Here is a 25,417-nt window from a genome sequence, read left to right as displayed (position 1 = left end):
TCCTAGAGGAATAGCATGAGCGGAAGACCCCGCAGTGAGCCTGCGAGCGAGGAGGCTTCCGCCATGCCTCAGGAAAGCGTCCGTCAAATTCAACTGAAAGAAAGTCTACGTTTTATGTGTTAGCACCATAAAAAAAGAAGCTGGCAAGCACCAGCTTCGTTGCGGTTCATTATAAGAATAAATTAAGCAATAAGAAAATCCCGCCACCCATTAGACCTGCAAGTGGTAACGTAATGACCCATGTAATAACGATATTACGTGCGACACCCCATTTTACCCCTTTTGCATTTTGAGCTGCACCAACACCCATGATTGCTGAAGAAATAACATGAGTTGTTGAAACAGGTAAGTGAAGTTGCGTTGCCCCAAAGATGATTAAAGCAGAAGACATATCTGCTGCTACACCATTAACAGGACGAATTTTCATAATTTTACTACCGACTGTTTTAATGATTTTATAACCACCAACAGATGTACCAAGACCCATTGCAAGCGCACATGAAATACGCACCCATAATGGAATTTCAGAACCTTGACCAAGTAGGCCACCAGCCATCAATGCCATTGTGATAATACCCATTGATTTTTGCGCATCATTTGTACCATGTGTAAACGATTGAACAGCTGCAGTAAAGATTTGTACTTTACGGAAACCATTATTTGTTTTGTAGAGACTAAAGCCAGAGAAAATGACTTTGAATAACGTCATCATTAAGAAACCAATAACAATCGCGATAAATGGAGATAAGATTAACGCTTTAATAATTTTTGTAAAGCCTTCCCAGTTAATGGCACTAAAGCCGGCTGCCATTGCAGCAGCACCAGCTAGAGAACCGATTAATGCGTGAGAAGAGCTTGAAGGAATACCAAAATACCATGTAGCTAAGTTCCAAATAATCGCTGAAATTAACGCCGCCAAAATAATAACTACACCATTTTCAAGTGCAAATGGATCGACGATATCTTTCGCTAAAGCTTGGGCAACACCTGTGAAGGTAATGGCACCGATGAAGTTCATCGTAGCGGCCATTAATACAGCAACACGAGGTGGTAATGCACGAGTGGATACGGCTGTAGCAATCGCGTTTGCCGTATCGTGAAATCCGTTAATAAAGTCGAATGCTAAAGCAAAGAAAACGACTAAAACGGTCAGAATAATTATACTCTCCATTTTGATAGCTCCTACGCGTTTCGCATAATAATAGTATCCATTGAATTCGCAACGTTTTGACAGTAATCCGCTACTTCTTCAAGTTGCTCATAAATGTCTTTGAACTGGATGATACGAATTGGATCTTGTTCATGTAAGAATAATTGTTTAATTGACGTACGTAATACTTCATCACATTTACGTTCATAATCTTTAATTAGAATGGCATGTTCGCGCATATTCACAAGTTTTTTATTTGTTAAGTGCGTCATCGCTTTCATGATTTCATCTGAACTTAAGACGATGTATTTTAAGAAATCGCGCATATAGTCATCCACTTCTGTTAATGAGAACATTTCAAAGTGAGCGATACAGCCCTCGATACCATCTAAAATATCATCCATGCGGACAGCTAATTCTAAGATGTCTTCACGTTCGATTGGTGTCATAAATGATTTGTTTAACATTTGAATCAGATTGTGAATTAATGTGTCACCATCTGTTTCATATTTTTTTAATGTAACGCTAAGCTCTTTTAAGTCAGCAATGCTTGTAATTTTAAATTCTTCTGCATAGTGAGCCGCTTTGTTGCAGTTAACTGCAATATCGTAAAGGGCATTGAAGAACGGGTCGGGTTTTTTTGAGCTAAACATGTAAGTCCTCCTAAATAATAAACCGCGTATTCATTTTAAACGCACTTCCTATAATAACAAATTAGCCGAAAAAACCATATTCAATTTACATAAAATTACGCAAAATTTACAATCGTGTAACAATCGATTTCGACAATTATCGAGTAAAAACGACTAATTAATAAGTGAATAACACAGTATTTTGTAGAAAATATAGGATTGAGCGGGCATTTCATTTACAAAAAATTAACTTGACAGAGCCTTTTAAACACCCGGAAATTTCTTTTTTCATAAAGACGTAAATATAATCATAAAATGTGACAAATTACAGAAATTTTTATTAAAAAACGCAAAAAAGTGAATAGTTGACTGTTTCGAGCAACTTTTAGAAGGAAATAATCCACTTTTAAAGACATTTTCATTGAGAAACGCTATCATTATAGTGGAAAGAATGAATTTTAAATTTTATAAAAACGAAATGGAGATGAATGTCTTGGAATACCGTATCGAACATGACTCTATGGGAGAAATTAAAGTACCTGCAGACAAAAAATGGGGTGCTCAAACTCAACGTAGTACACAAAACTTCCGTATTGGGTCTGATCATATGCCAATCGATTTCATTCATGGTTATGCAATCTTAAAGAAATCAGTAGCAAAAGTTTGTGTTGAATTAGGTACACTATCATCAGTAAAAGCAGAAGCTATTGCGCACGCTGCAGACGAAATCGTAGAAGGAAAATGGGACGATCAATTCCCACTAGTAATTTACCAAACAGGTTCTGGTACTCAAACAAACATGAACGTGAATGAAGTAATCGCTCATATTGGTAATGAATACCTTGAAGCAAAAGGTTCTGAAGAACGTCTTCACCCAAATGATGATGTAAACAAATCTCAATCTTCAAATGACTCATTCCCAACAGCTATGCACATCGCAACTTCAATCGCTGTAGAACGCAATCTTGTTCCTGCATTAGAACAAATTAAAGCGACACTTAAAGCGAAATCAGAAGAATTCATGAACCTAATCAAAATTGGTCGTACGCATTTACAAGATGCAACACCACTTACTTTAGGTCAAGAAATCAGCGGTTGGTTATACATGATCGAAGCTTCTGAAAAAATGATTAAAGAAGCAGCATTAAACATGCGTGAACTTGCAATCGGTGGTACTGCAGTAGGTACAGGTCTTAACACACCAGACGGTTTTGACGAGAAAGTTGTCGCTGAAATCTCTAAAGAAACAGGCTTAGACTTCGTTCCATCACCAAATAAATTCCATGCATTAACATCACATGACCAAATTACAACAACACATGGTGCGCTAAAAGCATTAGCAGCTGACTTAATGAAAATCGCCAATGATGTACGTTGGTTAGCTTCTGGTCCTCGTTCTGGTTTCGGTGAAATTTCAATTCCAGAAAACGAACCAGGTTCATCAATCATGCCAGGTAAAGTAAACCCTACACAATGTGAAGCAGTAACAATGGTTGCTGTTCAAGTTATGGGTAACGATACAACAATCGGCTTTGCTGCATCACAAGGTAACTTTGAATTAAACGTATTCAAACCAGTTATCCTTCACAACTTCATGCAATCAGTTGAATTATTAGCTGATGTTGTACGTAGCTTCGACGAACACTGTCTAGCTGGTATCACTGCAAATGAAGATAAATTAGAACACTTCTTAAACAACTCTTTAATGTTAGTTACAGCACTTAACCCATACATCGGTTATGAAAACGCTGCGAAAATCGCAAAACTAGCACATAAAGAAGGCTTAACATTAAAAGAAGGCGCACTAAAATCTGGTTTATTAACAGAAGAACAATTCGATGAATGGGTTGTTCCTTCAAAAATGATCAAATTCTAGTAAGCTCTACAAAAAAAGGCTTGGTATAAACCAGCCTCTTTTTTGTGCATTTTTTTAGAAAAAATATTACATTTTATGTAAATCATTATGTAGGACCTATGTAAAAAGTCTTTTTAATAAAAAATAACTGAGTATTTAGACATATTTTTTGTGCTCTGCTATACTAAAGTAGATTCATGTAACATTTTTCATTTACTTTAGATACATAGGGGAGAATACAAATGAAACAAGGAAAACTGAGCACGAAGATTATGACAATGCTTACACTTGTATTTGGCTTGTTACTAATCTTCTTTGTGCTAACAATCGATTACACAGCGAAAAAAGTAGCTGAAAAATCAGCTGCGCAAAATGCTGTATCAATTGCACAAGATTTAGCTGAAAAAGTAGATGCTTCAAGTTATGAAACACTCACAAAAAATCCTACTGAAAATGATACGTATTGGACATTACGTGAAGAACTAAATGAATTACGCGAACAAAAAAATGTGCTATATGCGTACACATTTGCAGTACCACAAAAGGATGAAGTTCAATTTTTAGTAGACGGCCAACCTCGTGATGCTAAGGCAGAAGATGTGGGGAAAATCCAAACAACCTCCGCCTCAACAACGGTAAATGATTTAAAAAAGGTCGATAAAAAAGGAAGTTATACATCAAGCATTTTAGAAAGCTCGTTTGGACAGTATGTATCAGGTACTGTTCCAATTAAAAATGATGCCGGCAAAACAATTGCTTATTTAGGTGTCGATATTGATGCAGACCAAGTAACAGCTGTACAAAAAAATACATTTTGGAGTGTGCTACCAGGTGTCGCAATTTTCTTCATTATTTTAATAATTCTAGCAGGTCTATGCATGTACTTGTATGTTAATCGCCAATTGAAGCCACTACAAGTGCTAAATCAGGCGGCAAGCAAAATGGCTGAGGGAGATTTAACAGCAGGCGAGACGATTGTGAAAGACATGGAGATAAAGGGTAAAACAGAAATTGCGACATTCGCTACGCATTTCGGTACGTCTTTAACATCGCTTAAACAAACGTTTGAAACATTCCAAAAGCGTGCAGACGAGTTACAGCAAATAACGGAGAAGCTTACAGGCTCTTCACAAACATTTGAGCAATCGAATAACCAAATTACAACGAATGTAGCACAAGTGGCGCAGCAAAGTACTCAACAGGCAGAGAGCAACGGAGAAGTCATCATTGCAATGGATGAAATGACAGTCGGCATTCAGCGTATGGCCGATATGACATCTGATGTTGCGAGTGCCTCAAATGATATGACGAACCTCGTAAGCGAAGGGGTAAAGCAGACGGAGCAGGTCGTGACGCAAATGCAGCACGTTGAATCGACGGTGATGCAGACTGCGACGAATGTAGAAGAGATGACGACGAAATTTGCGAGCGTGCAGGATATGGTGAAAATCATTACGAAAATTGCCGATCAGACAAATTTATTAGCGCTGAATGCGGCCATTGAGGCGGCGCGCGCTGGTGAAGCAGGGAAAGGCTTTGCAGTGGTGGCAAATGAAGTTCGTAAGCTCGCAGAATCGTCAGGAAAAGCCGCACATGATATTTTAAATGAATTAAAAGGCTTCGAGACAGTGTCTGAGCGTACACATGCGCAAATTGCGGATAGTAAAGCGCAAATGCTTGCAGGCAATGAAGCTGTTGCTTCGATTGGTGGCCAACTACGCGCGATTAATACGACCGTTGTGGAGGTCAATGCAAGTATTCAAGAAGAGTCAGCTGTTATTGAAGAGATGTCAGCCGCTTCAGAGGAAGTACTCGCTTCGATGAATGAAATGAATGAGCGATTACGTGCTACAGCAGACTTTACGAATGAAACGAGGGATGCGGCATTAACGCAGCAGCAAGTAGTGGACCGCTTACAGCAAGTCATTCGAGATGTTGAAACAACAACGACCGGTGTCTTACAGCAATTAAAGCAATTTAAATAAAAAAAGAAGAGGCTTTGACATACGTGTAGAAATCCCCTCTCATAGGAGCATAAGAAAAACCGGAATCGCGCTGTGGCGCGGTTCCGGTTTTTCATTGCGAACGCTAAAAAAAGGAAAATGACGTGTTTTGTCCCAGCCTCTTCTTTTCTTTAGGAATCTATTAAATTTATGCGTTTTTTTCGTTTCGGCGCTTCCAAATAATCGTTGCGATGATTAAAACAACTAAAATACCTTGTCCAATCATTGTTTCGACAGTTGGGTAGAAGCCAATGCTTGCGATTACCGGTAGATTATCGACTACATTCGTTGGGATATCGCCCATTAATTGCAGTTTATGTGTTGAGACACCGATAATTTTAAACGCTAATAAGTAAATTAAAATGGTCGCGACAGCGAAGAAACGATGAATAGGAATACGTGCGCTCACTTTGACAATTAAGAAGGCGACGATTGCTAAAATAACAATCGCAATGACAATCCCGAATGCAAATTGGCTTGTTTCCATTTTCGGTGCAATTCCTGCGTAGAAAATCAGTGTTTCCGCACCCTCGCGGAAGACAGAAAGGAAACTGATTAAGGCCATTGCCCACACAGAACCGCGAGACATCGCATGATTCATTTGCTTCGCAATATAGGCATTCCACGCTTTAATATTCGACTTACTATGAAGCCAGACACCGACACCAATCATCATTGCCGCAGCAATGAGACCGACATACCCTTCGATAAGCTCACGGCTTGAATTCATTGAATCTGAGTTGAAGAATACCGACATGAAAATCGCCATCACCGCACTCACACCAATACCGCCAGCAGCACCATAGTAAATGTATTTGGTCATATGTGTTTGCTCTGATTTTTTAAGGAAAGCTACTAAGGCCATGATAATTAAAATAGCTTCTAAACCTTCACGAAGAAGGATTAACGCAGAATCCCAGAACGTATAACCATCATCATCTTGTAATAATTGAATTTCTTTTTTGAAATCTGTTAATTGCTTTTTCAGCTTGTCTTTATCGCTCGCATCTTTTAGTAAGTTACTAGCGATAATCGGCATGTCACTCTCAATTGATGTATAAAGAGAACCATTACGTGTACTAATGTCACTTTCGACATTTGGCCATGTTGTAATGAATTTTTTTACACTCGCAGAGGCCTTTTCGTACTCCGCATCATCAATTGAGCCCGTTGCATCATCAATTAAATCAACGAGCGTTTGAAGTGTGTAGCCTTTTTTGACAGCGCCAACTTTCTTATTGTCTCCAAAATCAGTAATGCTTTGTTTTAATGTTTTAAATGTATCTTTTAATGATTCAACATTTGGCTTGTCATTAGCAAGCTCCATACGTATGAAGGACATTTGTGTTTCGATTTGACCGTAGGCACCCATGTCAAATTCACGTACAGGCTTTTCTTTTAAATTCCAAAAGCTATTGAACGTTTTATATTGTTCATTGATTTTATCAAGGTCACCACTGTTAATCGCTTTTTCTAAGTTAGTTAAAGCCGGTGTTATTGTCGTCATGAACTGTTTACGTTCTTTCTTTTCATCAACTGGATTTTCTGCTTTTTCTAAAGTAGTAAGTGCTTTTGATAATTCAGTAAGTGCTGCTAGACGCGCATCTTTATCTTTTTCAGAAAAAGCTTTGTCATATGCTGCATCAACCGCTTTTTTCTCTGCTGCATGATCATCTGCTACTTCTTTTTGTTGCCATGCTTGATCGAATTCCTTCAATGCTTTTTCAGCATCATTTCCTTCACCATTACGAATATCCATAATAGCGTCACTAATTGAAATGTACAGGCCGCTGTAAGATGATGAATCCGCCGCCAATGCTTGTGGCATTGGGCGAAGGATCGTCAACATTACTAGCAGCGCGATAATCATAAACTGACTGCTACGCGTTAAAAAGTGCTTCACCTATATAACTCCCTTTTTTAATGCCAGGGAAGCAAGCGAAAACACCGCTGCCTCGATGGGTAATGTATTCATTCATTTTATCTAAGCGACCGAGCGCATTTTGAATATCCGTAAATTGTTGCGGATTTTTCTGGAATGAGATAAATAGTAAACCGGCATCATACGCACCTGTATGGTCTATCACCCCAGATGAGTATGAAAAGGCACGGCGCATAATACGAGCCTTTACTTGACGTGCTAAGAAGACATGAGACGTTTCAGGCAATACATAATTGCCATTTTCGTCTTTACGGTCTTCGTCCACAGCATCAAATTCATTTTCTTTCCCGTAAGGCGCACCGTTATGACGGTAGCGACCAAATGTATCCTCTTGCGCTTGTAATGATGTACGGTCCCATGTTTCTAAATGCATTTGAATGCGACGTACAACTAAGTACGAACCATTTGTCATCCAAGGTTTTGACTCTCCCTTTTGGACCCAAACAACGTCATTCATTGCTTTTTCACTACGTGGATTTTCCGTACCATCTTTAAAGGCAAATAAATTACGTGGTGTTTCACGTTTTCCTTCTTTGTTGACAGGAATTGAATTAAAGCCAGCTTGTGTCCACTTAATCGATACTTTGCCACTCGCTGCACGTACTAAATTACGTACGGCATGGAAAGCGACTTGTGGGTCATCTGCACAGGCTTGGATACAAAGATCGCCACCTGTATAAGCTTCTTCAAGCTGATCTTTAGGAAAGTGAGGTAAGTCATTTAATTCTTTTGGTTTGAGATGACTCAAGCCAAGACTTTTATTTTTAAATAGGGACGGCCCGACACCAAAGGTAATCGATAAATTTTTTGCATCGACACCGATTGCTTCTCCTGTATCAACAGGCGGTACGTAACTATTTTTTGTTTCTCCGATTGGCTTGCCATTCATAAGGCTTACGGCCATAGGGGTCCACATTTTAAAGAGCTCTTGTAGCTCCGCTTTGGACTTAACTAAAACAGATAAAGAGGCAAAATAGACATGTGTTTGTACTTCTGTCGCAATACCTGATTGATGCTTCCCATAAAAATTTACTTTATTTTCTACAGAAGTGTCATCTTCTAAAAAATCTGGCACTCCGAACGCTTTTAATACGCCACCTAATCCAGATGCTCCAATGGCCACACCAGCAGCGCCAGCGCCAGTCATTTTTAGCATTCGTCGACGAGAGAGCTTCTTATCCATAAAGGTCTCTTTATTTGATTCAGTCATGTTTCATCACTCCAAAATTACTCTAAGATTGTACCCATTTGGCTTAATGGTTCACCTAATTGGTTAATTGCATTAGCTAAAGCTTTTGTATCTTTGTCTGTTAACTTAGTATAAGACACGTAGCCACCATCTTTTGTTTCATAGTTTGCTAATAAATCGTTCACGTTTTTGAATTTATCTGTTAAGTTTTCAGCTAAAGCTGCATCTTTTTCTTTGATTTTTGGTTCTAGGATTTCGAAGATTTTTTCAGCACCTTCAATGTTTGCTTTGAAGTCATAAAGGTCTGTATGAGAGAAGATGTCTTCTTCACCTGAAATTTTAGAAGTTGATACTTCGTTTAATAAGTCAACAGCACCATTGATCATCATGTCAGGTGTTACTTCAACTGTTTCTACGCGCGCACGTAATTCTTTTGTGTCAGCTAGTAATTTATCAGCTACTTCTTCGTACCCTTTTGTTTTACCATCTTCCCATAGTGCGTACTCTAATTTATGGTAACCAGTCCAGTCATCTTTCGTTTGACCTTCCGCTTCTAAGTCAGCTAAACGAGCATCGATTGCTGGGTCAAGGTCGCCAAAGCTTTCAGCGATTGGTTCAGAACGTTCAAAGAACATACGAGCTGTAGGGTAAAGTTCTTTTGCTTTATCCATATCGCCATCTTTAAATGCTGTCACAAATTCTTCTGTTGCTTTTGTGAATTGGTCCAGTTGGTCTAAAGCAAATTCTTTGTATGCTTTTGTTTCTGCATCAAGTGAAACTTCTTTTGTATCTGTTGCTGTTTGTTCTGTTTTTGTATCAGATTTTTTTGTATCGTCTGAGTTACCGCATCCACCCATAACGACACCGCCTGCTACTAAAATTGCTAATAATGATTTTGCTTTCATTGTATAAAATCCTTCTTTCCCTAAGTGAGTTTTTCTATATACTGCTAAGACAATGATAATCATTATCAATGATAAGTCAATAGAATTTTAAACAAAAGTGCTATTTTACTACAACCCAATGTAATATTGCCAATAAATTGTATCGCATTTTTAAGTGGAAATGCTTTGATTTATCATGTCTGTAGCAGAAGACGCCCACCTCAAGGAGCGAAGTGAGTAGGTGGGCGATGCATGCTGTGCTTTTGACGAATAGCACGTTTCAAGAGATGCTCGTTAAAATACTCGTTAATAGGGCTTGCTATTGATTGAAAAAGGGTATGGAAAGACTAGAAATCCACTTACGCAAAGGATATCTTCGAAAGAATAGGCGCTAAATATCCTATTCAAGGCGCCTCCTAACACGGTAATGTCAAAATTCATTTATGCCTATTAATCGGCAAATTCTAGGTGAATAAAATGAGACTAGCGGTGCTTCAATCGAAACGATTAAAAACGAACGAGCGGAAGAGGTGAATGTCATGTCACCAAATAAAGCCTACAAATTTAGGTTATATCCAAATAAGGACCAACAAGCACGCATCCATCAAACACACGGTCATTGTCGTTTTGTCTACAATCATTTCCTTGAACTTTGGAACACTTCCTACAAAGAAGAAGGCAAAAGCTTAAATCGTCGCTTGATGTCTAAAGTCCTCACGAAGATGAAGAAACAAGATGAAACGGCTTGGCTGCGCAATGTAGATAGTGTGGCATTACAAGCCTCCTACGAACACTTATTAGCTGCTTTTGATCGTTTCTTTAAGAAGCAAAACAACTACCCTCGTTTCAAAAGCAAAAAAAATCCGGTTCAAAGCTATACAACCAAAAATACAAATAACAATATCGCGATTGTTGGCAAACGAATCAAACTGCCGAAGCTTGGGCTTGTGAAGTTCAAACAAACTTGTGTAGTGGAAGGCCGTATACTGCGCGCAACGATCAAATATCATGCAAGTGGCCATTTTTACGTATCGATTGCATGTGAAGTGCCTGATTTTAAGCCGTTACCGAAAACCAATCAAGTTGTCGGCATCGATTTAGGCATTACCGATTTTGCGATGCTGTCTGATGGACGTAAAGTGGATAACCAACGCTTTACGGTGAAGATGGAGCAGCAACTCAAGCGGGAACAACGCAAGTTATCACGTCGCTACGAACAAGCGAAAAAAGATGGGCGTGATTTACGTGAGTGCATGAACTACCAAAAGCAACGCATGAAAGTTGCGCGCTTACGTGAGCGTGTTGCGTTTCAACGGGAAGATTTTTTGAATAAGTTATCAACTGAACTTATTCGCCAATATGACGTTATTTGTCTAGAAGACTTGAATACAAAAGGATTACTAAAGAATCATAAACTAGCAAAAGCGATTAGTGATGTATCCTGGTCTTCGTTTGTGCAAAAACTGATGTATAAAGCAACATGGTATGGCCGAAAAATCATAAAGATTTCACGCTTCTATCCATCGAGCCAACTTTGCCATGTCTGTGGCCATCAAGATGGCAAGAAGTCCCTCGATATTCGCGAGTGGGTTTGCCCATCTTGCGGCACAGTACTCGACCGAGACCTTAACGCAAGTCGGAATATTTTAGCTGAAGGACTCACGCTGTTAACCCAACAACCGTAGGGACTACGGGGCTCGCCTACTCAAGAAGTGAAGCCGCTGTTCGAGCTGTCGGAACAAGCAAGCACTGTTCGTAGGAATCCCCCACTTCAAGCGCATTCAAAGAACGGCTAAGTGGGGTAGTTCAACGTAAAATAATCGTCTACATACAAAAAAGAGAAAGTGCCCGTTTTTACGAGCACTTTCTCTTGTGTATTAGAATAAATGATGTAATTCCTTTTCTAAAAATGGTGTAGCAGATAAGAAATTTGTAAACGCATGATAGCGCGCTAATTGCTCGTCAGATGGCTTTTTGCCGGTATAATACGCACGAATCAAGATGTTCTTTGGGGTATGCGACATATCGATAAATTCCATCAGCTGTGCATCATAGCCAACTAAGCTTAAAATCTCTGCACGAATCGAGTCCGTTGCAAGGGCGGAGAAGCGTTCTTTAATTAAGCCATGCTGTAGCATAATATCAAGCGGTGAGCTGTTGATTTGATTATTCAGCTCATGCTGACAGCAAGGAACGCTTAAAATAACTTTTGCACCCCATTTTACGGCACGTGATAATGCCATATCCGTCGCTACGTCACAAGCATGAAGTGTGACGACCATATCAACGCTTGATTCATCATTGTAATCATTAATATCGCCAACTAAAAATTCTAGTGAATCATACTGTAAGTCCGTGGCGATTTGCGCACATTCCTCGATAACCTCTTTTTTCAAATCAAGACCCGTCACGCGAATATCTAAGCCTTGCTCAACTTTTAAGTAGTGATATAGCGCAAATGTTAAATACGATTTACCAGAGCCAAAATCTAAAATACGGATTGTGCGGTCTTTTGGTAAGTATTCTAGTGAATCATGAATAAATTCGATGAAGCGATTAATTTGTTTAAATTTATCATATTTTTGCTTTTTCACTTTTCCTTCAGGCGATTGTACACCTAAACGAATTAAAAATGGATACGGTGTTTCCGGGTCCAATAAATAATTCTTTTTGCGATTATGTGAAAGATTGGCTTTTTTAGCCGTCGCATTGGCTGTAGTTTTAATAAGTACTTTATTCTTTTTAGAAAGCTGTACTTGCACACTTTCTGTTTCGAAGTCTCCTTGGAATTGACGGAAATCCTCAAATAACTCATTAATTTTTGCTTCTATTAAATGGAGCTCAATATTGTCGTGTTTTAAAATACGTTCGTACTGATATTCTAGCTGAATATGGTAAGTACCCTTTAATTCGATAGGTTTTAATTTCACACGCTTTACTTCATTTGATTTCATACGTGGCTGGCTAATTGTCGCACTGACAAGCTGTTTATTTAAAAGACGCTTGATTAGCGCCTGCTTCATTTCTTGGAATTCCATGTAAAAATCCTCCCGTAAATTATCCGATACGCATTAGTGTAGCATAAAAAAAGAGGCTTCGTTGATTCCGAAGCCTCCGCCTAATTATTTCTTTAAGTACGTTAATGTTTTGCCTGTCCATCCAAAAAGAATTGTGAGGATAGGAGACAGGATACAGAATAACGCGAATGGTGCGTATTCAAGTGTGCTAACATCTAAAACTGTTGTGATGAAAATACCACAAACACTCCAAGGAATTAACGGATTGACGACCGTACCTGCATCTTCAACGGTACGCGCTAAGTTTTTAGAAGCGAGACCTACTTTTTCAAACTGCTTTTGGAATGTTTCAGCTGGCAGTAGAATCGATAAATATTGTTCACCGATAAAGACGTTTACGCCGATTGCTGTTGCCGCAGCACCTGTAATCGTTGCGCCAACTGACTTAAAGAGATGCTCAATTTTTTGTAGAACGACTTGAATGATACCGAGCTTAAATAATAAGCCACCCATACCAAGTGCTAAAATCACTAAGCTAATTGTAAAGAACATGCTACTAATACCACCACGTGTTAAAAGGGAATCAATTTCTTTAACACCCGTCGTTGATTTATAGCCCTCAAATAACATCGTCAGCACTTGGCTACCGCTGTATGTGTGGTGGAAGTAGGATAATGCAATGGCAAATACGGAACCGATAATAAGTGTCGGAATTGCTGGTATTTTTTTGAGCGCAAAGACAACTAATAATACGACAGGCATTAGGGTATACCAGTGAATTAAATCGGTCGCAATGAGTGCTTGCTGAAATTCACCAACACCTGAGTTTGCTAGTTCTTTGCCTGATGGAGATAATACACCGTAAATAATGAATGAAATAACGAAGGCAGGAACCGTTGTCCACGCCATATTTTTAATATGTTCAAATAGGTCAACATTCATAATTGATGACGCTAAGTTTGTTGTATCTGAAAGAGGGGACATTTTATCACCGAAAAATGCACCGGATACGATAGCACCAGCTGTAATCGCTAGCGATAAATCCATCGCATGAGCCATGCCAATAAAGGCAACACCAATTGTTGCCGTCGTTGTGAGCGAGCTCCCGACAGCGACGCCAATAATACATGCGACGATGAAGACAATCGCATAGAAAAATTGACCAGAAATCAATTCGAAGCCATAGTAGATCATCGTTGGAATCGTACCGCTCATCATAAATGTGCTAATTAAGATACCAATAAAAAAGAAAATAAAAATCGCGGCTAGACCTGATTTAGCACCGTCGACTAATCCTTGTTCCATCGTGCGATATGCTACTTTTTTTAAGGCACCATAGCAAAGCAGCATAATGATGACGAAAAGAACGGGAATATGTGGATTTGCACCAAAGCCTAATAATGAAACGGCCATGATTGCAATCATAAGAATTAAAATAATACAGGCCTCAAAAAATGTTGGTTTTAAGGCTGAATCTGAGTGAAACATGCTGTGTTGCGCCTCCTGTTAAAACTTTTTTGCTTCAACGCGGTGAAGCTATAAAGAATTCTAGCATGTATGCGGCAATAGTCAATGCTTTTCTTTAAAAAGGTATAGAAAAAAGACATAATCCAAGAAATAAATCATGTCTTTTAAGAATTTTATAGAAAAGCCTCTGCTAATAGCGCTTCCACATTATCTAAATGAATTTTCATTGCTTGCTGAGCCTTTGAAAAATCCTGTGCAACAATGGCCTCAAAAATCATTAAATGCTCATCATAAAGTGTTTGAAGCGTTTCTTTTTTTGTATAAAGATAAAGTTTTCGTGTATCACGAATTGTTTCGAGCATCAATTCTGAAACTTGATTTAAAAAAGTCGTAAGTAAGGGATTATGTGATGCTTGTGCGACGGCAGCATGGAAAGCTAAATCATTCATTTCTCCAAAGCCACTATGTGTAAGGGATTCCTTCATTGTATTTAAAATTTCTTGAAGAGCTAAAATATCTTCATCTGTACGATGGATTGCTGCAGACCCCGCAGAGCCAACTTCAATAATTTGACGCATTTCTAGTAGATGTTGAACATCTTCTTTTTTCATAAGGATTGATTGTGTAATTGGAAAGATGATTTGCGATGCATCAAAATGATTTACAAATGACCCTTCCCCTTGACGAATATCTAAAAGTCCTTTTGCTTTTAATGCAGAAAGAGCTTCGCGAACGGCAGAGCGACTAACAGAAAAATTTTGTGCTAATTTTTCAACGGAATCTAGACGATCTCCTGGCTGCAAGGAGCCATCTAAAATACTTGTTTCAAGTGCATCTGCTACTTTTTCATAAATTTTTTTGGACTGGATTTTTTGATACTGCATTCCAGAGCCTCCCTAGAGTGATATAGCTTTATTATACATGGATATGCTCTCTCATATAGCGGAAAAGCTAATTTGAAAAAGAAATCTATTGAATTGTAAGAAAATTGAAAATATAATTTAATACATGAGGTCATCTGATGACTTTAACTTATTCACATTGGGGAGTGTTAATAAGTACATTACATAATTTTTAGGGGGAAGACATGTTTACACAAAATTATACGGCTGTTGCGGACAGTCTTGGTTGGTCTGCACTTATTGCCGTCATTCCAATCATTTACTTTATTTGGGCGTTAATGTTTAAAAAAATGAAAGGTTATGTTGCAGGATTGACGACACTTATTGTCGCATTATTATTAGCCATTCTATTCTTTAAAATGCCAGTTGGTACAGCTATTATGGCTGCATCACAAGGTGCAGTATATGGCTTATTACCAATTGGTTGGATTATTATAACATCCGTATTTTTGTACAATGTAACGGTTCGTACAGGACAATTTGAAATCATTCGCTATTCTGTATTATCGATTACAGAGGACCGTCGTATTCAAGCGTTATTAGTGGCCTTCTCATTCGGTGCATTTTTAGAAGGCGCGGCCGGCTTTGGTGCACCAGTTGCAATTTCTGCAGCATTATTAGTTGGTTTAGGCTTTAATCCACTTTATGCGGCAGGTTTATGTATGATTGCCAATACAGCACCAGTTGCATTTGGTGCGATTGGCATTCCGATTACAGCGATGGAAGGTCCTACAGGTATTCCAGCGCTTGAAATCTCGAAAATGGTTGGACGTCAATTACCGTTATTATCTATTTTTATTCCGTTCTTATTAGTATGGATTATGGTAGGCTTCAAAAAAACATGGGAAGTATTGCCAGCGATTTTAGTATCAGGTATCACATTTGCGATAACACAATTTTTATCATCTAATTTTTTAGGACCAGAATTACCGGATGTTTTATCGGCACTTGTGTCTTTACTCGCACTCGCAATCTTTATGAAATTTTGGAAACCTAAAACGATTTATCGTTTCAAAGATGAGCAATTGACGATAAATCAAAAGAATACATCTTACACAGGTGGTCAAATTTTTAAAGCCTGGTCACCATTTATTATTTTGACAGCATTTATTTCTGTTTGGGGTATTCCGACAATTAAATCTGCCTTAACAGGACATTATGAAGGAACGAATCTAGCGCTTACCGTCATGAATAAGTTAGGGCAATGGCTAACATTTACACCAGAAGTACCGCTCGTGCATGAAAAAATTCTTGATGGTATGACGAATGTACCGATTGCAGCAGTGTATAAGTTAGAAGTGCTAGGCGCTGCAGGGACGGCGATTTTATTAGCAGCTATTGTGACAAAATTTATTTTCAACGTGTCATGGAAAGAGTGGTTTGCTATTTTGGGGCAGACTGCTAATGAAATCAAGTACCCACTTCTTACGATTTGTGCAGTTGTTGCGTATGCCTATGTAGTAAATGCTGCCGGCATGACGACGACACTAGGGCTTATTTTGGCAAAGACTGGCGCATTATTCCCATTCTTCTCACCAATTTTAGGCTGGATTGGCGTCTTTATTACGGGGTCTGATACATCTGCCAACGTCTTATTTGCGAAGCTTCAGCAAGTAACCGCAAATTCAGTAGGCATGGATCCAGTCCTAGCGCTTGCAGCGAATTCATCTGGTGGTGTTACAGGGAAAATGATTTCGCCACAATCGATTGCAGTAGCGGCCGCCGCAGTAGGCTTGATGGGAAGAGAGTCTGAATTACTACGCTTTACAATTAAATACAGCATTATTTTATTATTAATGGTCTGCATTTTAACATTTCTACAAAGCAATGTTTTATCGTTTATGATTCCTTAACTAGAAAAAGAAATCGGGCAAAGCATTTGCTTGATTTCTTTTTATTTAAATGGAAATAATATGAAATTATGCCGTTTCGGTCGTTAATTATCTAAATTTTATGATAATATAAAAAGGACTTAGGATATTACGCCGTTGAAAGGGATGAAGTTATGTTTGAATTAGATCATGTTGTATATTTTACGAAAAAATCACCGACGGAAATTGCACAAGAGGTATCTGTTGAAGGTATTCATCCCGTCGAAGGTGGCCAACATTTACAATGGGGAACGCATAATGCGCTTTTATATACGAAAAACAGCTATATCGAATATTTAGCAGTAGAGAACGAAGACATTACAACGACGTCAACACATCCACTCACGCAGCAGTTAATGAACGATTTAGCATTTCGCGAAGGCTTTGGCTCTGTGTGCTTACGTTCTGAAAACTTAGAGGAACAAAATCGTTATTTTCAAAAGCTAGGCTATCGGACGAGCGGGCTTTTAGAATCGGAGCGTAAAACGAAAAACGGGGCAGTACGTAAATGGAAGATGCTGTTTATTGAGCATAAAATCGATAAAAAGCTACCATATCCATTTTTCATTCAATGGGAAAATGCAGATGATGAGCGCTACGCAATGCTGCGTGAGGACGGTACGATTCAGCCGGAAAATGAAAAGCTAACCATTACAAAATGTATTTTCGATGTGCAAGATGTGAATCGTAAGATGACGCATTGGTCGCGCTTGCTGTCATTACCTATTAAAGGAAATCAGTTAAAGCTTGGGAATACGGTGTTTGAGTTCCGTCAAAGCAAAGATACGGTTGAGCGCTTGCAGGCGATTGAAATTGCCAAGGACAATTAGGCATGTTACGATAAATTTATCTGTAGGGGGAGCAGACATGCTAGTCGCTCTCCCTTTTTTAAGTTACGGGGGTGCTTTTGATGGAAGAAAACATCAAAGAACGAGCAATATTAGTCGGCGTCAATATCCGCAATGATCGACACTTCGACTATTCAATAGAAGAACTTGGCAATCTAGCGGAAGCATTAGACGTTGAGGTAGTCGGTGTGATTACACAAAATTTAGAGCGTGTCACACCATCTCACTATGTAGGAACAGGTAAAATTTTAGAAATTCGAGAGTTATATGATGCACTTGATGCGAATGTCATTATTTTTGATGATGAATTGTCACCAGCGCAGCTACGCAATTTAGAGCATGACATCGATGCAAAAGTAATCGACCGTACAACACTTGTACTTGATATTTTTGCGCGCCGTGCGAAAACGCGTGAAGCGCAGCTACAAGTTGAGATTGCACAGTTACAATATTTAATGCCACGACTAGTTGGTATGAATGCCTCTCTTTCTCGTCAAGGCGGTGGCACAGGTGGCGGCTTCCAAAATAAAGGGTCAGGTGAAACAAAGCTTGAACTCGACCGTCGTAAAATCGAAAAACAAATTTCTAAAATTCGACGTGAGTTAGATGAAATCCAAGCACAGCGCTCAACACAGCGTAAAAAGCGTCAAAAAAATGCGATTCCAGTCGTCTCACTTGTTGGGTATACAAATGCCGGCAAATCAACGATTATGAATCAACTGCTTGCGCGTACAAATCCAGACGAAGAAAAACAAGTATTTGAAAAAGATATGCTGTTTGCGACGCTTGATACGTCAGTACGACAAATTGAATTAGAAGATAATAAACGCTTCCTATTAACGGATACGGTTGGCTTTGTTAGTAAGCTGCCTCACCATTTAGTCAAAGCGTTCCGTTCAACATTAGAGGAAGCACGTGAAGCGGATTTACTGTTACATGTAGTCGATACGTCGAATGCTGAAAATGCGTATATGGTGGAAATTACAAACAATACTTTATCTGATGTAGGTGTCGGGGATGTACCAACGATTTTTGTTTACAATAAAGCGGACCGCGCGAATATTGCGTATCCATATGTAAACCAAAATCAAATTTATTTATCTGCGAAAGACGGTCAAGGGCTAGATGAATTATTAGAGATGATTAAAAAAGAAATTTTCTCTGATTATGAAATCCATACGGTATGCATTCCATATGACCGCGGAGATCTAGTGTCGTATTTAAATGAACATGCCAATATTTTATCAACAGATTATGACGAAGCAGGTACGGTATTAAAAGTCGATTTAAAAGTAGCAGATGTAAATCGTATGCGACCTTTTTTCATTTAATTTAAACGCAAAAAAAAAAACGCCTCCTCCATTGGTAGGGCGTTTTTTTAATGCACTAGTTTTTTAGAAATAGGAAATTGGTAAAGGTGAATAGGCGCTTCCAAAAAATACAAATGTTTTTCTAGAAAAGAATACTTAAATATCAAAATTATTCTGCTAATTTAAGAAATACCAAAAAATAAAGAAAATTCCGTACTTTAAGCATTTTTTTGCTAGAATTATACAATCATATATCAGAAAATTCTATATAATAATAATTTTTGACATAATAAAAATGTATAGGTATAATGGACATACGTTTTTCTGACACAAACTAAACGTTTTGAATTGTTAGATTATTTTTTATATTGCAAAGAGAAAGAGGTAAATCTATATGGCAACAAAAGAAGAGATTGTCAAATCAGTCCCTCAGAAAGGCTTCTTTGGACACCCAAAAGGTTTGTTCAGCCTATTCTTCACTGAATTCTGGGAGCGCTTTTCATACTACGGTATGCGCGCAATTTTACTTTACTTTATGTACGACACCGTTGCTAACGGTGGTTTAGGAATCGACAAAACAACAGCAGCTTCAATTATGTCGATGTATGGTTCGTTAGTATACATGTCTGGTATTATCGGTGGCTGGATCGCTGACCGTATTTTAGGAACAAGACGCACCATCTTCTGGGGTGGTATTTTAATCATGCTAGGCCATATTTGCTTAGCACTCCCTGGTGGTATCACATTCCTATTTATTTCAATGGTCTTCATCATCTTAGGTACAGGTTTATTAAAACCAAATGTATCATCAGTTGTAGGGGATATTTATTCTACAAATGACCCTCGTCGTGACTCAGGCTTCAGTATTTTCTACATGGGTATCAACCTTGGTTCATTCTTAGCGCCTTTAATCGTTGGTGCTGTTCAAAAAGAATTCAACTACCACGCAGGTTTCTCTATCGCCGCAATCGGTATGGCAATCGGCTTGATTATGTATAAAGTTACTGAAAAGAAAAATCTTGGTCTTGCCGGTGCGCAACCGACAAACCCATTAGCGCCACATGAGTTACAAAGTATTCTTAAGAAAACAGTTGTTACATTAGTTATTGTGGCAATCTTAATTGTTATTGCATACTTCTTAGATTTAATTACAATCAATAACGTAATTAACTTCTTTACTGTTATCGGTGTTCTTGCACCAATTAGTGTATTCATCTGGATGTTTACATCAAAGAAAACAAAAGCAGAAGAAAAATCTCATTTACTTGCATACATTCCATTATTCATTGCAGGTACAATGTTCTGGGTTATCCAAGAGCAAGGGTCAACAATCTTAGCTACATATGCAGATACGCGTACAGACCTTTCAATCGGCGGATTCGATATTTCACCAGCATTCTTCCAATCATTAAACCCATTATTCATCATCATCATGGCACCAATTATGGCAGCACTTTGGATGAAATTGGGTCAAAAAGGTCCATCAACTCCTGTTAAATTCTCATTCTCATTATTATTTGCAGGGGCATCATTCTTAATCATGATTATTCCAGCGATTACTTCAGGTGGTACAGCGTTAGTAAGCCCTTGGTGGTTAGTACTTTCATTCTTCCTAGTAGTAATTGGTGAGTTATTAATGTCACCAGTTGGTTTATCAGCTACAACAAAACTTGCGCCAGAAGCATTCGCTGCCCAAGCAATGTCACTATGGTTCTTAACAAGTACTGTCGCACAAGCACTTAACGCACAGTTCGCAAAAGTGTTCTCAAAAATTTCTGAAGTACAATACTTCGGTTACCTTGGCGGTGCAGCAATCGCATTATTCGTTGTCATGCTTGTATTAAGCCCATGGATTTCTCGCAAAATGGGAACAATTAAATAAAAAATTTCAAAGAAGTGTGGCACATGCCGCGCTTCTTTTTTATAGGTATCTATTGATAGTCATTATCAATTATCATTGACTTTCGTATTTTTTCATGTGCATAATAAAAGAGTAATTTTAATTTTAGAAGGCAGAATTGTCTCATTTATGAAATGTTCTAATCATAGTTATTTCGAGTAATTTGCTTGCTTAGTGGCATAGGTAAGCAACGCTAAAAATGACTGTTGTATAAGTATATTATCGATCTCTATCGTTCTATCAACTAGAGAAACCATGTTATAGTTTCATTAGGCATTCTGTATTTTGAATGAAAAAAGAGGCTTGGGCGTATTCCCAAGCCTCTTTTTATTTGAAACGTTGTAAGGAGAAGTCTGTTAAATTCAAGTCACTTTTCCCGTTCACAACGAAGTCCTTTAATATTTCACCGACAACAGAGGCAAATTTAAAGCCATGGCCTGAAAATCCGGCAGCAATATGAATCCTTGCATCATCCGGATGCTGATCGATAATAAAATCTTCATCTGGTGTCATCGCATACATACATGTTTTGCCGAATTTTAGCGGTCCATGCTGTGGCATATAATAATCTAAAAAGCGTGTTAAATCTGCTGCATCCGCATCATTAAATTCCTCGCGCACACCATTTGGGTCTAGTGCATCGCCGCCATCGTGACGGCCAACCTTTAAGCCGGCACCGTTGTCATTAGGGAAGCCATAATAAAAGGCATCGTCTAATTCATAGCCAAATGTCGGATAATGCGCATTGCCGTAAAGGGCGTCATCTGCCTCGTACCAAGCAAAGGTTTTACGCGTTGGTGTCACCGGTAAGTCTACGTCTACTTCTTGTAGCACTTCTTTTGCCCAAGCACCCGTTGTAATAATAATTTGATTTGCGGTGTGGACAGACGACTTGGTGTGCACTTCTATGTGCTGCTCCTGTGGTACAATGCGTACGACTGGTGTATTGACAAGTACTGTAGCACCATAATGAACAGCTCGGTCACGATATGCCTGCACACAATCTTCCACACGTAAAAAGCCAGCAGTAGGCTCGAAGCAACTAACGAAATCTTCTGGCACATACATGCCTGGGAAGCGTTTCATCGTTTGGTCGGCCGTAAGAATTTCGAGTGGTAATGCGTACTGCTCTGCACTTTTGATGACATTTTGCATAAAGGTACTCTCTTTACGACTCACATTAATTGTCCCAACTTGTACGAGTAATTCCTTATGTACTTCTTTTTCAAGCTCGGCCCATAATTCGCGCGCACGAAGTAGTAGCGGTACATAGTTTTCTCCTTCACCATATGCATAGCGAATAATACGTGTTTCGCCGTGATGGCTCGCCTGGTCATGTGGTGGGTTATAGCGGTCTATGACTAAAACATGCTTGCCGGCCTTCGCTAATTGATAGCCTGCAGCCATGCCCATTGAACCTGCTCCTATCACAATTACATCATAATGCATCCTAAACACTCCTTTTTATTAGTTTACAATGAATTCTGAAAATTAGACAATAGGATAAAGGAGGAATCAAATTGATTATTTATAATATTTTAGCGTTTATCGCTTTAGTTGTTTTTATAAGTATTTGGATTGCGCTTGATACGGAAGCGATTCGAAATATCGATTCTTTTGGAGAGCAGCTATTTGGGGGTAATTCCTTTTTAGAATTTTTTCATTACCTAGGGGAGACTTGGTTTGTTGTTATAGTCGGGGTTATATTAGTTGCCTATTTTATAGCGAAAAAACGCTATCGCAAAATGACATTCGTGCTGTTCACTTTTATTGGTGGCACAATTATTAACCAAGGGCTCAAATTTCTTATAGAACGCCCACGTCCAATTATTCCGGATCAATTGACATCATACAGTTTCCCGTCAGGCCATTCGATGCTGTCGATGCTCTATATGATGACGACCGCATTTTTAATTACATCAGGTATGTCTAAGACGAAAAAACGTATCGCCTTTTTTGTTGCGGGGCTTGGCACATTCCTTGTGGGGTTATCTCGTGTTGCAGGGTCACGTCACTTTATGAGTGATGTACTCGGTGGCTGGTCACTTGGCTTTGCGTTCTTTATGCTCGTTGTTTATTGGTACATGCGCACAAGAAAAAAAGCGTAAAAAAAGAGGCTGAGATATACGTGTAAAAACAACCGCTCCTATGAGCATAAGAAAAACCGGAATCGCGCAGTGGCGCGGTTCCGGTTTTTCATTGCGAACGCTAAAAAAGGAAAATGGCGTGTCTTGTCCCAGCCTCTTTTTTAATTAGTCGTATAGCGATTTAAAAAGATAGTAATGAGTATGCCGATTAGTAAGAACACCATAATCATACTGATGACACCACTCCAGCCAAAGCCAGTGAAAAATAAGCCACCAACTGTACCACCAATGCTAGAACCGACATAATAGAAAAATAAATACAGTGAGGATGCCTGTGCCTTATCATGCGTAGCACGTGCACCAACCCAGCCACTTGCGATAGAATGCCCTCCGAAGAAACCGAATGTGAAAAGGGCAATGCCTAAAATTTTAATAATGAGCCAGCCGTTTAATGTTAGCAATGCGCCAGCAATCATTAGGCTAAAGGCAATTAAAATAATCGAAAAGCGGCCATGTGAATCCGCAAGTTTCCCCATAAAAGTCGAGCTAAAAGTCCCGACTAAATAAAGTAGAAATATAAAGCCGACAACCGTTTGGCTAAGCGAATACGGTGGCTCGATTAATTGGAAGCCCACATAGTTATATAAGGTGACAAACGCGCCCATTAATAAGAAGCCGAGCGCAAATAACATGAGTAATGCGCGGTCTTTTAAATGTGCCATCATCGATTTGAATAATGGTTTAAAGGCAAGTTTTTGTGGAATAAAGTGTTGTGATTTTGGTAATAAAAAATAAAATGCGATAGCGAGTAAAATACTGACAACGCCAATGGAAACCATCGCAATATGCCAGTTAAATACATCTGTCATCGAGCCCATGATCACTCGACCGGATAAGCCACCGATGGAATTGCCACTAATATATAAGCCCATCGCAGCACCGAGGCTCGACGGCTCCATTTCCTCTGCTAAATACGCCATCGCAATTGCGGGAAGTCCAGCAAAGACGACCCCTTGAATGACGCGTAGTACGAGTAAAGATTCAAAATTTGGTGCGAAGCCAATGGCGAGTGATAAAATACCGACCGCAATCATCGAAAACGTCATAATTGGTTTTCGACCCCATGCTTCTGATAAGGAACCTGTCAAAAGCATCGCAATCGCAAGCGTCAACGTCGTTAACGATAGCGACAAACTTGCGACCGTTGGTGAAACACCAAATTGTTTGGAGAGTGCAGGTAAGATAGGCTGTGTCATATAAAGATTTGCATACGTACTAAATGCTCCCGCGAATAATGCAAGGTTGGCATTGCGAAATGCTTTCGTTCCTTTTTGTATATAGGCCATATAAAAACTCCTTTAATCAGGTGTCCTTTTATTGTAAGCCGTTTTAAAAAATAAAAACAACGAATCATTTTTATGGATTTAATGCAGATTTTGCATAAATTAAAGTTTCCTTAAAGAAACTTTTTTGGTATACTGAAAACAATAAAGTTTAATAAGAAGAGGTGATGAAGTGGATTCAGCCGTTTTATACGCCCTTGCATTAACGTTATTTGCAGGTTTGGCGACTGGATTAGGTAGTTTAGTGGCGTTTTTTACGTCTCGCACAAATACAAAATTCTTATCATTTGCCCTTGGTTTTTCAGCAGGGGTTATGATTTATGTATCTCTTGTAGAAATTTTTGTGAAGGCAAAAGATTCATTAACAGCTGCAGTAGGTGAGACACAGGGATATGCGTATACCGTTATGGGCTTCTTTGGTGGTATGCTATTGATCGCGTTAATTGACCGATTAATCCCGAATGCGGAAAATCCGCATGAAGTTAAAAAAGTAGAGGATTTACAGCGTGAGCCATCTGCTGCAGAATTTACGAAGCTTAAAAAGATGGGTGTCTTCACAGCACTAGCGATTGCGATTCATAACTTCCCTGAAGGAATCGCGACGTTTATGTCCGCGCTTGAAGATCCACAACTTGGCTTTGCAATCGCGATTGCCGTTGCCATTCATAATATTCCAGAGGGGATTGCCGTTGCTGTACCGTTGTACTATGCGACAGGGGACCGCAAACGCGCCTTTAATTTATCCTTCCTATCCGGTTTATCAGAGCCATTAGGGGCAATTGTTGCCTATTTAATTTTAATGCCATTTTTAACAGATACGATGTTTGGCGTGATTTTTGCCGGTGTCGCAGGGATTATGGTCTTTATTTCATTAGATGAATTATTACCCGCCGCACGCGAATATGACGAGACACATACATCGATTTATGGCGTCGTACTCGGTATGGCGGTTATGGCTGTAAGTTTATTGTTACTAGCTTAAATAAAAAGGAATCGTGCCAAAAAAACACGATTCCT

The 25,417-nt window shown here is 39.0% G+C and carries 19 protein-coding genes; 9 read left to right on the top strand and 10 right to left on the bottom strand.

Annotated elements, in window-relative coordinates; translation table 11 throughout:
* Window positions 1–169: 169 nt before the first annotated feature.
* Window positions 170–1,171, bottom strand: a complete 1,002-nt coding sequence (locus QI30_RS15300; RefSeq protein WP_126991458.1) for an inorganic phosphate transporter — start codon at window positions 1,169–1,171, stop codon at window positions 170–172.
* 11 nt (window positions 1,172–1,182) lie between these two features.
* Entirely contained in the window at window positions 1,183–1,803 is a 621-nt protein-coding gene (locus tag QI30_RS15295) for a DUF47 domain-containing protein (RefSeq protein ID WP_126991457.1), read from the bottom strand.
* Between the two features lie 472 nt (window positions 1,804–2,275).
* Here QI30_RS15295 and fumC point away from each other — a divergent pair, with 472 nt between their 5' ends.
* On the top strand, window positions 2,276–3,658 hold the full coding sequence (gene fumC / locus QI30_RS15290; protein WP_126991456.1) for a class II fumarate hydratase: 1,383 nt from the start codon (window positions 2,276–2,278) through the stop codon (window positions 3,656–3,658).
* Between the two features lie 221 nt (window positions 3,659–3,879).
* Complete coding sequence (locus tag QI30_RS15285; RefSeq protein WP_233600613.1) at window positions 3,880–5,622, top strand: methyl-accepting chemotaxis protein; 1,743 nt, start codon at window positions 3,880–3,882, stop codon at window positions 5,620–5,622.
* Window positions 5,623–5,788: 166 nt separating this feature from the next.
* Here QI30_RS15285 and QI30_RS15280 read toward each other — a convergent pair whose 3' ends face one another.
* From QI30_RS15280 to efeO, 3 genes are read right to left on the bottom strand one after another with little or no spacing between them, the layout of a single operon-like run.
* Window positions 5,789–7,543 carry an FTR1 family iron permease gene (locus tag QI30_RS15280; RefSeq protein ID WP_126991454.1) on the bottom strand — a complete coding sequence of 585 codons (1,755 nt, stop codon included), beginning with the start codon at window positions 7,541–7,543 and terminating at the stop codon, window positions 5,789–5,791.
* Window positions 7,521–8,792, bottom strand: coding sequence for an iron uptake transporter deferrochelatase/peroxidase subunit (efeB, locus tag QI30_RS15275; protein WP_126991453.1), 1,272 nt, complete (start codon window positions 8,790–8,792; stop codon window positions 7,521–7,523). Before efeB ends, QI30_RS15280 begins: the two co-directional genes overlap by 23 nt.
* A 17-nt stretch (window positions 8,793–8,809) precedes the next feature.
* Window positions 8,810–9,676, bottom strand: coding sequence for an iron uptake system protein EfeO (efeO, locus tag QI30_RS15270; RefSeq protein WP_126991452.1), 867 nt, complete (start codon window positions 9,674–9,676; stop codon window positions 8,810–8,812).
* A gap of 518 nt (window positions 9,677–10,194) precedes the next feature.
* On the opposite strand from efeO, the gene tnpB reads away from it, so the two are divergent.
* A complete protein-coding gene (gene tnpB / locus QI30_RS15265) occupies window positions 10,195–11,340 on the top strand; it encodes an IS200/IS605 family element RNA-guided endonuclease TnpB (RefSeq protein WP_126991451.1) in 1,146 nt (381 codons plus the stop codon).
* A gap of 192 nt (window positions 11,341–11,532) precedes the next feature.
* On the opposite strand, the gene QI30_RS15260 is transcribed toward tnpB, so the two are convergent.
* The 3 genes from QI30_RS15260 to QI30_RS15250 all read right to left on the bottom strand — a co-directional run bounded on the left by QI30_RS15260 (window position 11,533) and on the right by QI30_RS15250 (window position 15,023).
* Complete coding sequence (locus tag QI30_RS15260; RefSeq protein ID WP_126991450.1) at window positions 11,533–12,693, bottom strand: class I SAM-dependent methyltransferase; 1,161 nt, start codon at window positions 12,691–12,693, stop codon at window positions 11,533–11,535.
* Between the two features lie 84 nt (window positions 12,694–12,777).
* Window positions 12,778–14,160: a Na+/H+ antiporter NhaC gene (gene nhaC, locus QI30_RS15255; protein WP_126991449.1), complete on the bottom strand. Its 1,383-nt coding sequence runs from the start codon at window positions 14,158–14,160 to the stop codon at window positions 12,778–12,780.
* A 152-nt stretch (window positions 14,161–14,312) separates the two neighbouring features.
* Window positions 14,313–15,023, bottom strand: a complete 711-nt coding sequence (locus QI30_RS15250) for a FadR/GntR family transcriptional regulator (protein ID WP_126991448.1) — start codon at window positions 15,021–15,023, stop codon at window positions 14,313–14,315.
* A gap of 203 nt (window positions 15,024–15,226) precedes the next feature.
* Between QI30_RS15250 and QI30_RS15245 the strand changes: the two genes are divergently transcribed.
* The 4 genes from QI30_RS15245 (at window position 15,227) to QI30_RS15230 (ending at window position 20,952) form a co-directional block, all read left to right on the top strand.
* A complete protein-coding gene (locus tag QI30_RS15245) occupies window positions 15,227–16,894 on the top strand; it encodes an L-lactate permease (RefSeq protein ID WP_126991447.1) in 1,668 nt (555 codons plus the stop codon).
* A gap of 152 nt (window positions 16,895–17,046) precedes the next feature.
* Window positions 17,047–17,742 carry a VOC family protein gene (locus tag QI30_RS15240; protein ID WP_126991446.1) on the top strand — a complete coding sequence of 232 codons (696 nt, stop codon included), beginning with the start codon at window positions 17,047–17,049 and terminating at the stop codon, window positions 17,740–17,742.
* An 80-nt stretch (window positions 17,743–17,822) separates the two neighbouring features.
* Window positions 17,823–19,091, top strand: a complete 1,269-nt coding sequence (gene hflX / locus QI30_RS15235; protein WP_126991445.1) for a GTPase HflX — start codon at window positions 17,823–17,825, stop codon at window positions 19,089–19,091.
* 373 nt (window positions 19,092–19,464) lie between these two features.
* Window positions 19,465–20,952 (top strand): peptide MFS transporter, encoded by a 1,488-nt coding sequence (locus QI30_RS15230; protein ID WP_126991444.1) that lies wholly within the window; start codon window positions 19,465–19,467, stop codon window positions 20,950–20,952.
* Window positions 20,953–21,297: 345 nt separating this feature from the next.
* Here the strand turns inward: QI30_RS15230 and solA are convergent, their stop codons facing one another.
* Window positions 21,298–22,419: an N-methyl-L-tryptophan oxidase gene (solA, locus tag QI30_RS15225; protein WP_126991443.1), complete on the bottom strand. Its 1,122-nt coding sequence runs from the start codon at window positions 22,417–22,419 to the stop codon at window positions 21,298–21,300.
* 71 nt (window positions 22,420–22,490) lie between these two features.
* Between solA and QI30_RS15220 the strand changes: the two genes are divergently transcribed.
* Window positions 22,491–23,078 (top strand): phosphatase PAP2 family protein, encoded by a 588-nt coding sequence (locus QI30_RS15220; RefSeq protein ID WP_126991442.1) that lies wholly within the window; start codon window positions 22,491–22,493, stop codon window positions 23,076–23,078.
* Between the two features lie 140 nt (window positions 23,079–23,218).
* Here QI30_RS15220 and QI30_RS15215 read toward each other — a convergent pair whose 3' ends face one another.
* Window positions 23,219–24,403 carry an MFS transporter gene (locus tag QI30_RS15215; RefSeq protein WP_126991441.1) on the bottom strand — a complete coding sequence of 395 codons (1,185 nt, stop codon included), beginning with the start codon at window positions 24,401–24,403 and terminating at the stop codon, window positions 23,219–23,221.
* Window positions 24,404–24,572: 169 nt separating this feature from the next.
* Between QI30_RS15215 and zupT the strand changes: the two genes are divergently transcribed.
* On the top strand, window positions 24,573–25,382 hold the full coding sequence (gene zupT, locus QI30_RS15210; RefSeq protein ID WP_126991440.1) for a zinc transporter ZupT: 810 nt from the start codon (window positions 24,573–24,575) through the stop codon (window positions 25,380–25,382).
* Window positions 25,383–25,417 lie beyond the last annotated feature (35 nt).

Origin of the sequence: Candidatus Kurthia intestinigallinarum (assembly GCF_003991225.1) — a bacterium.
GTDB lineage: Bacteria > Bacillota > Bacilli > Bacillales_A > Planococcaceae > Kurthia > Kurthia populi.
Note: the sequence above shows the minus strand (reverse complement) of the source record. Positions and strands in the feature narration are given on the sequence as shown.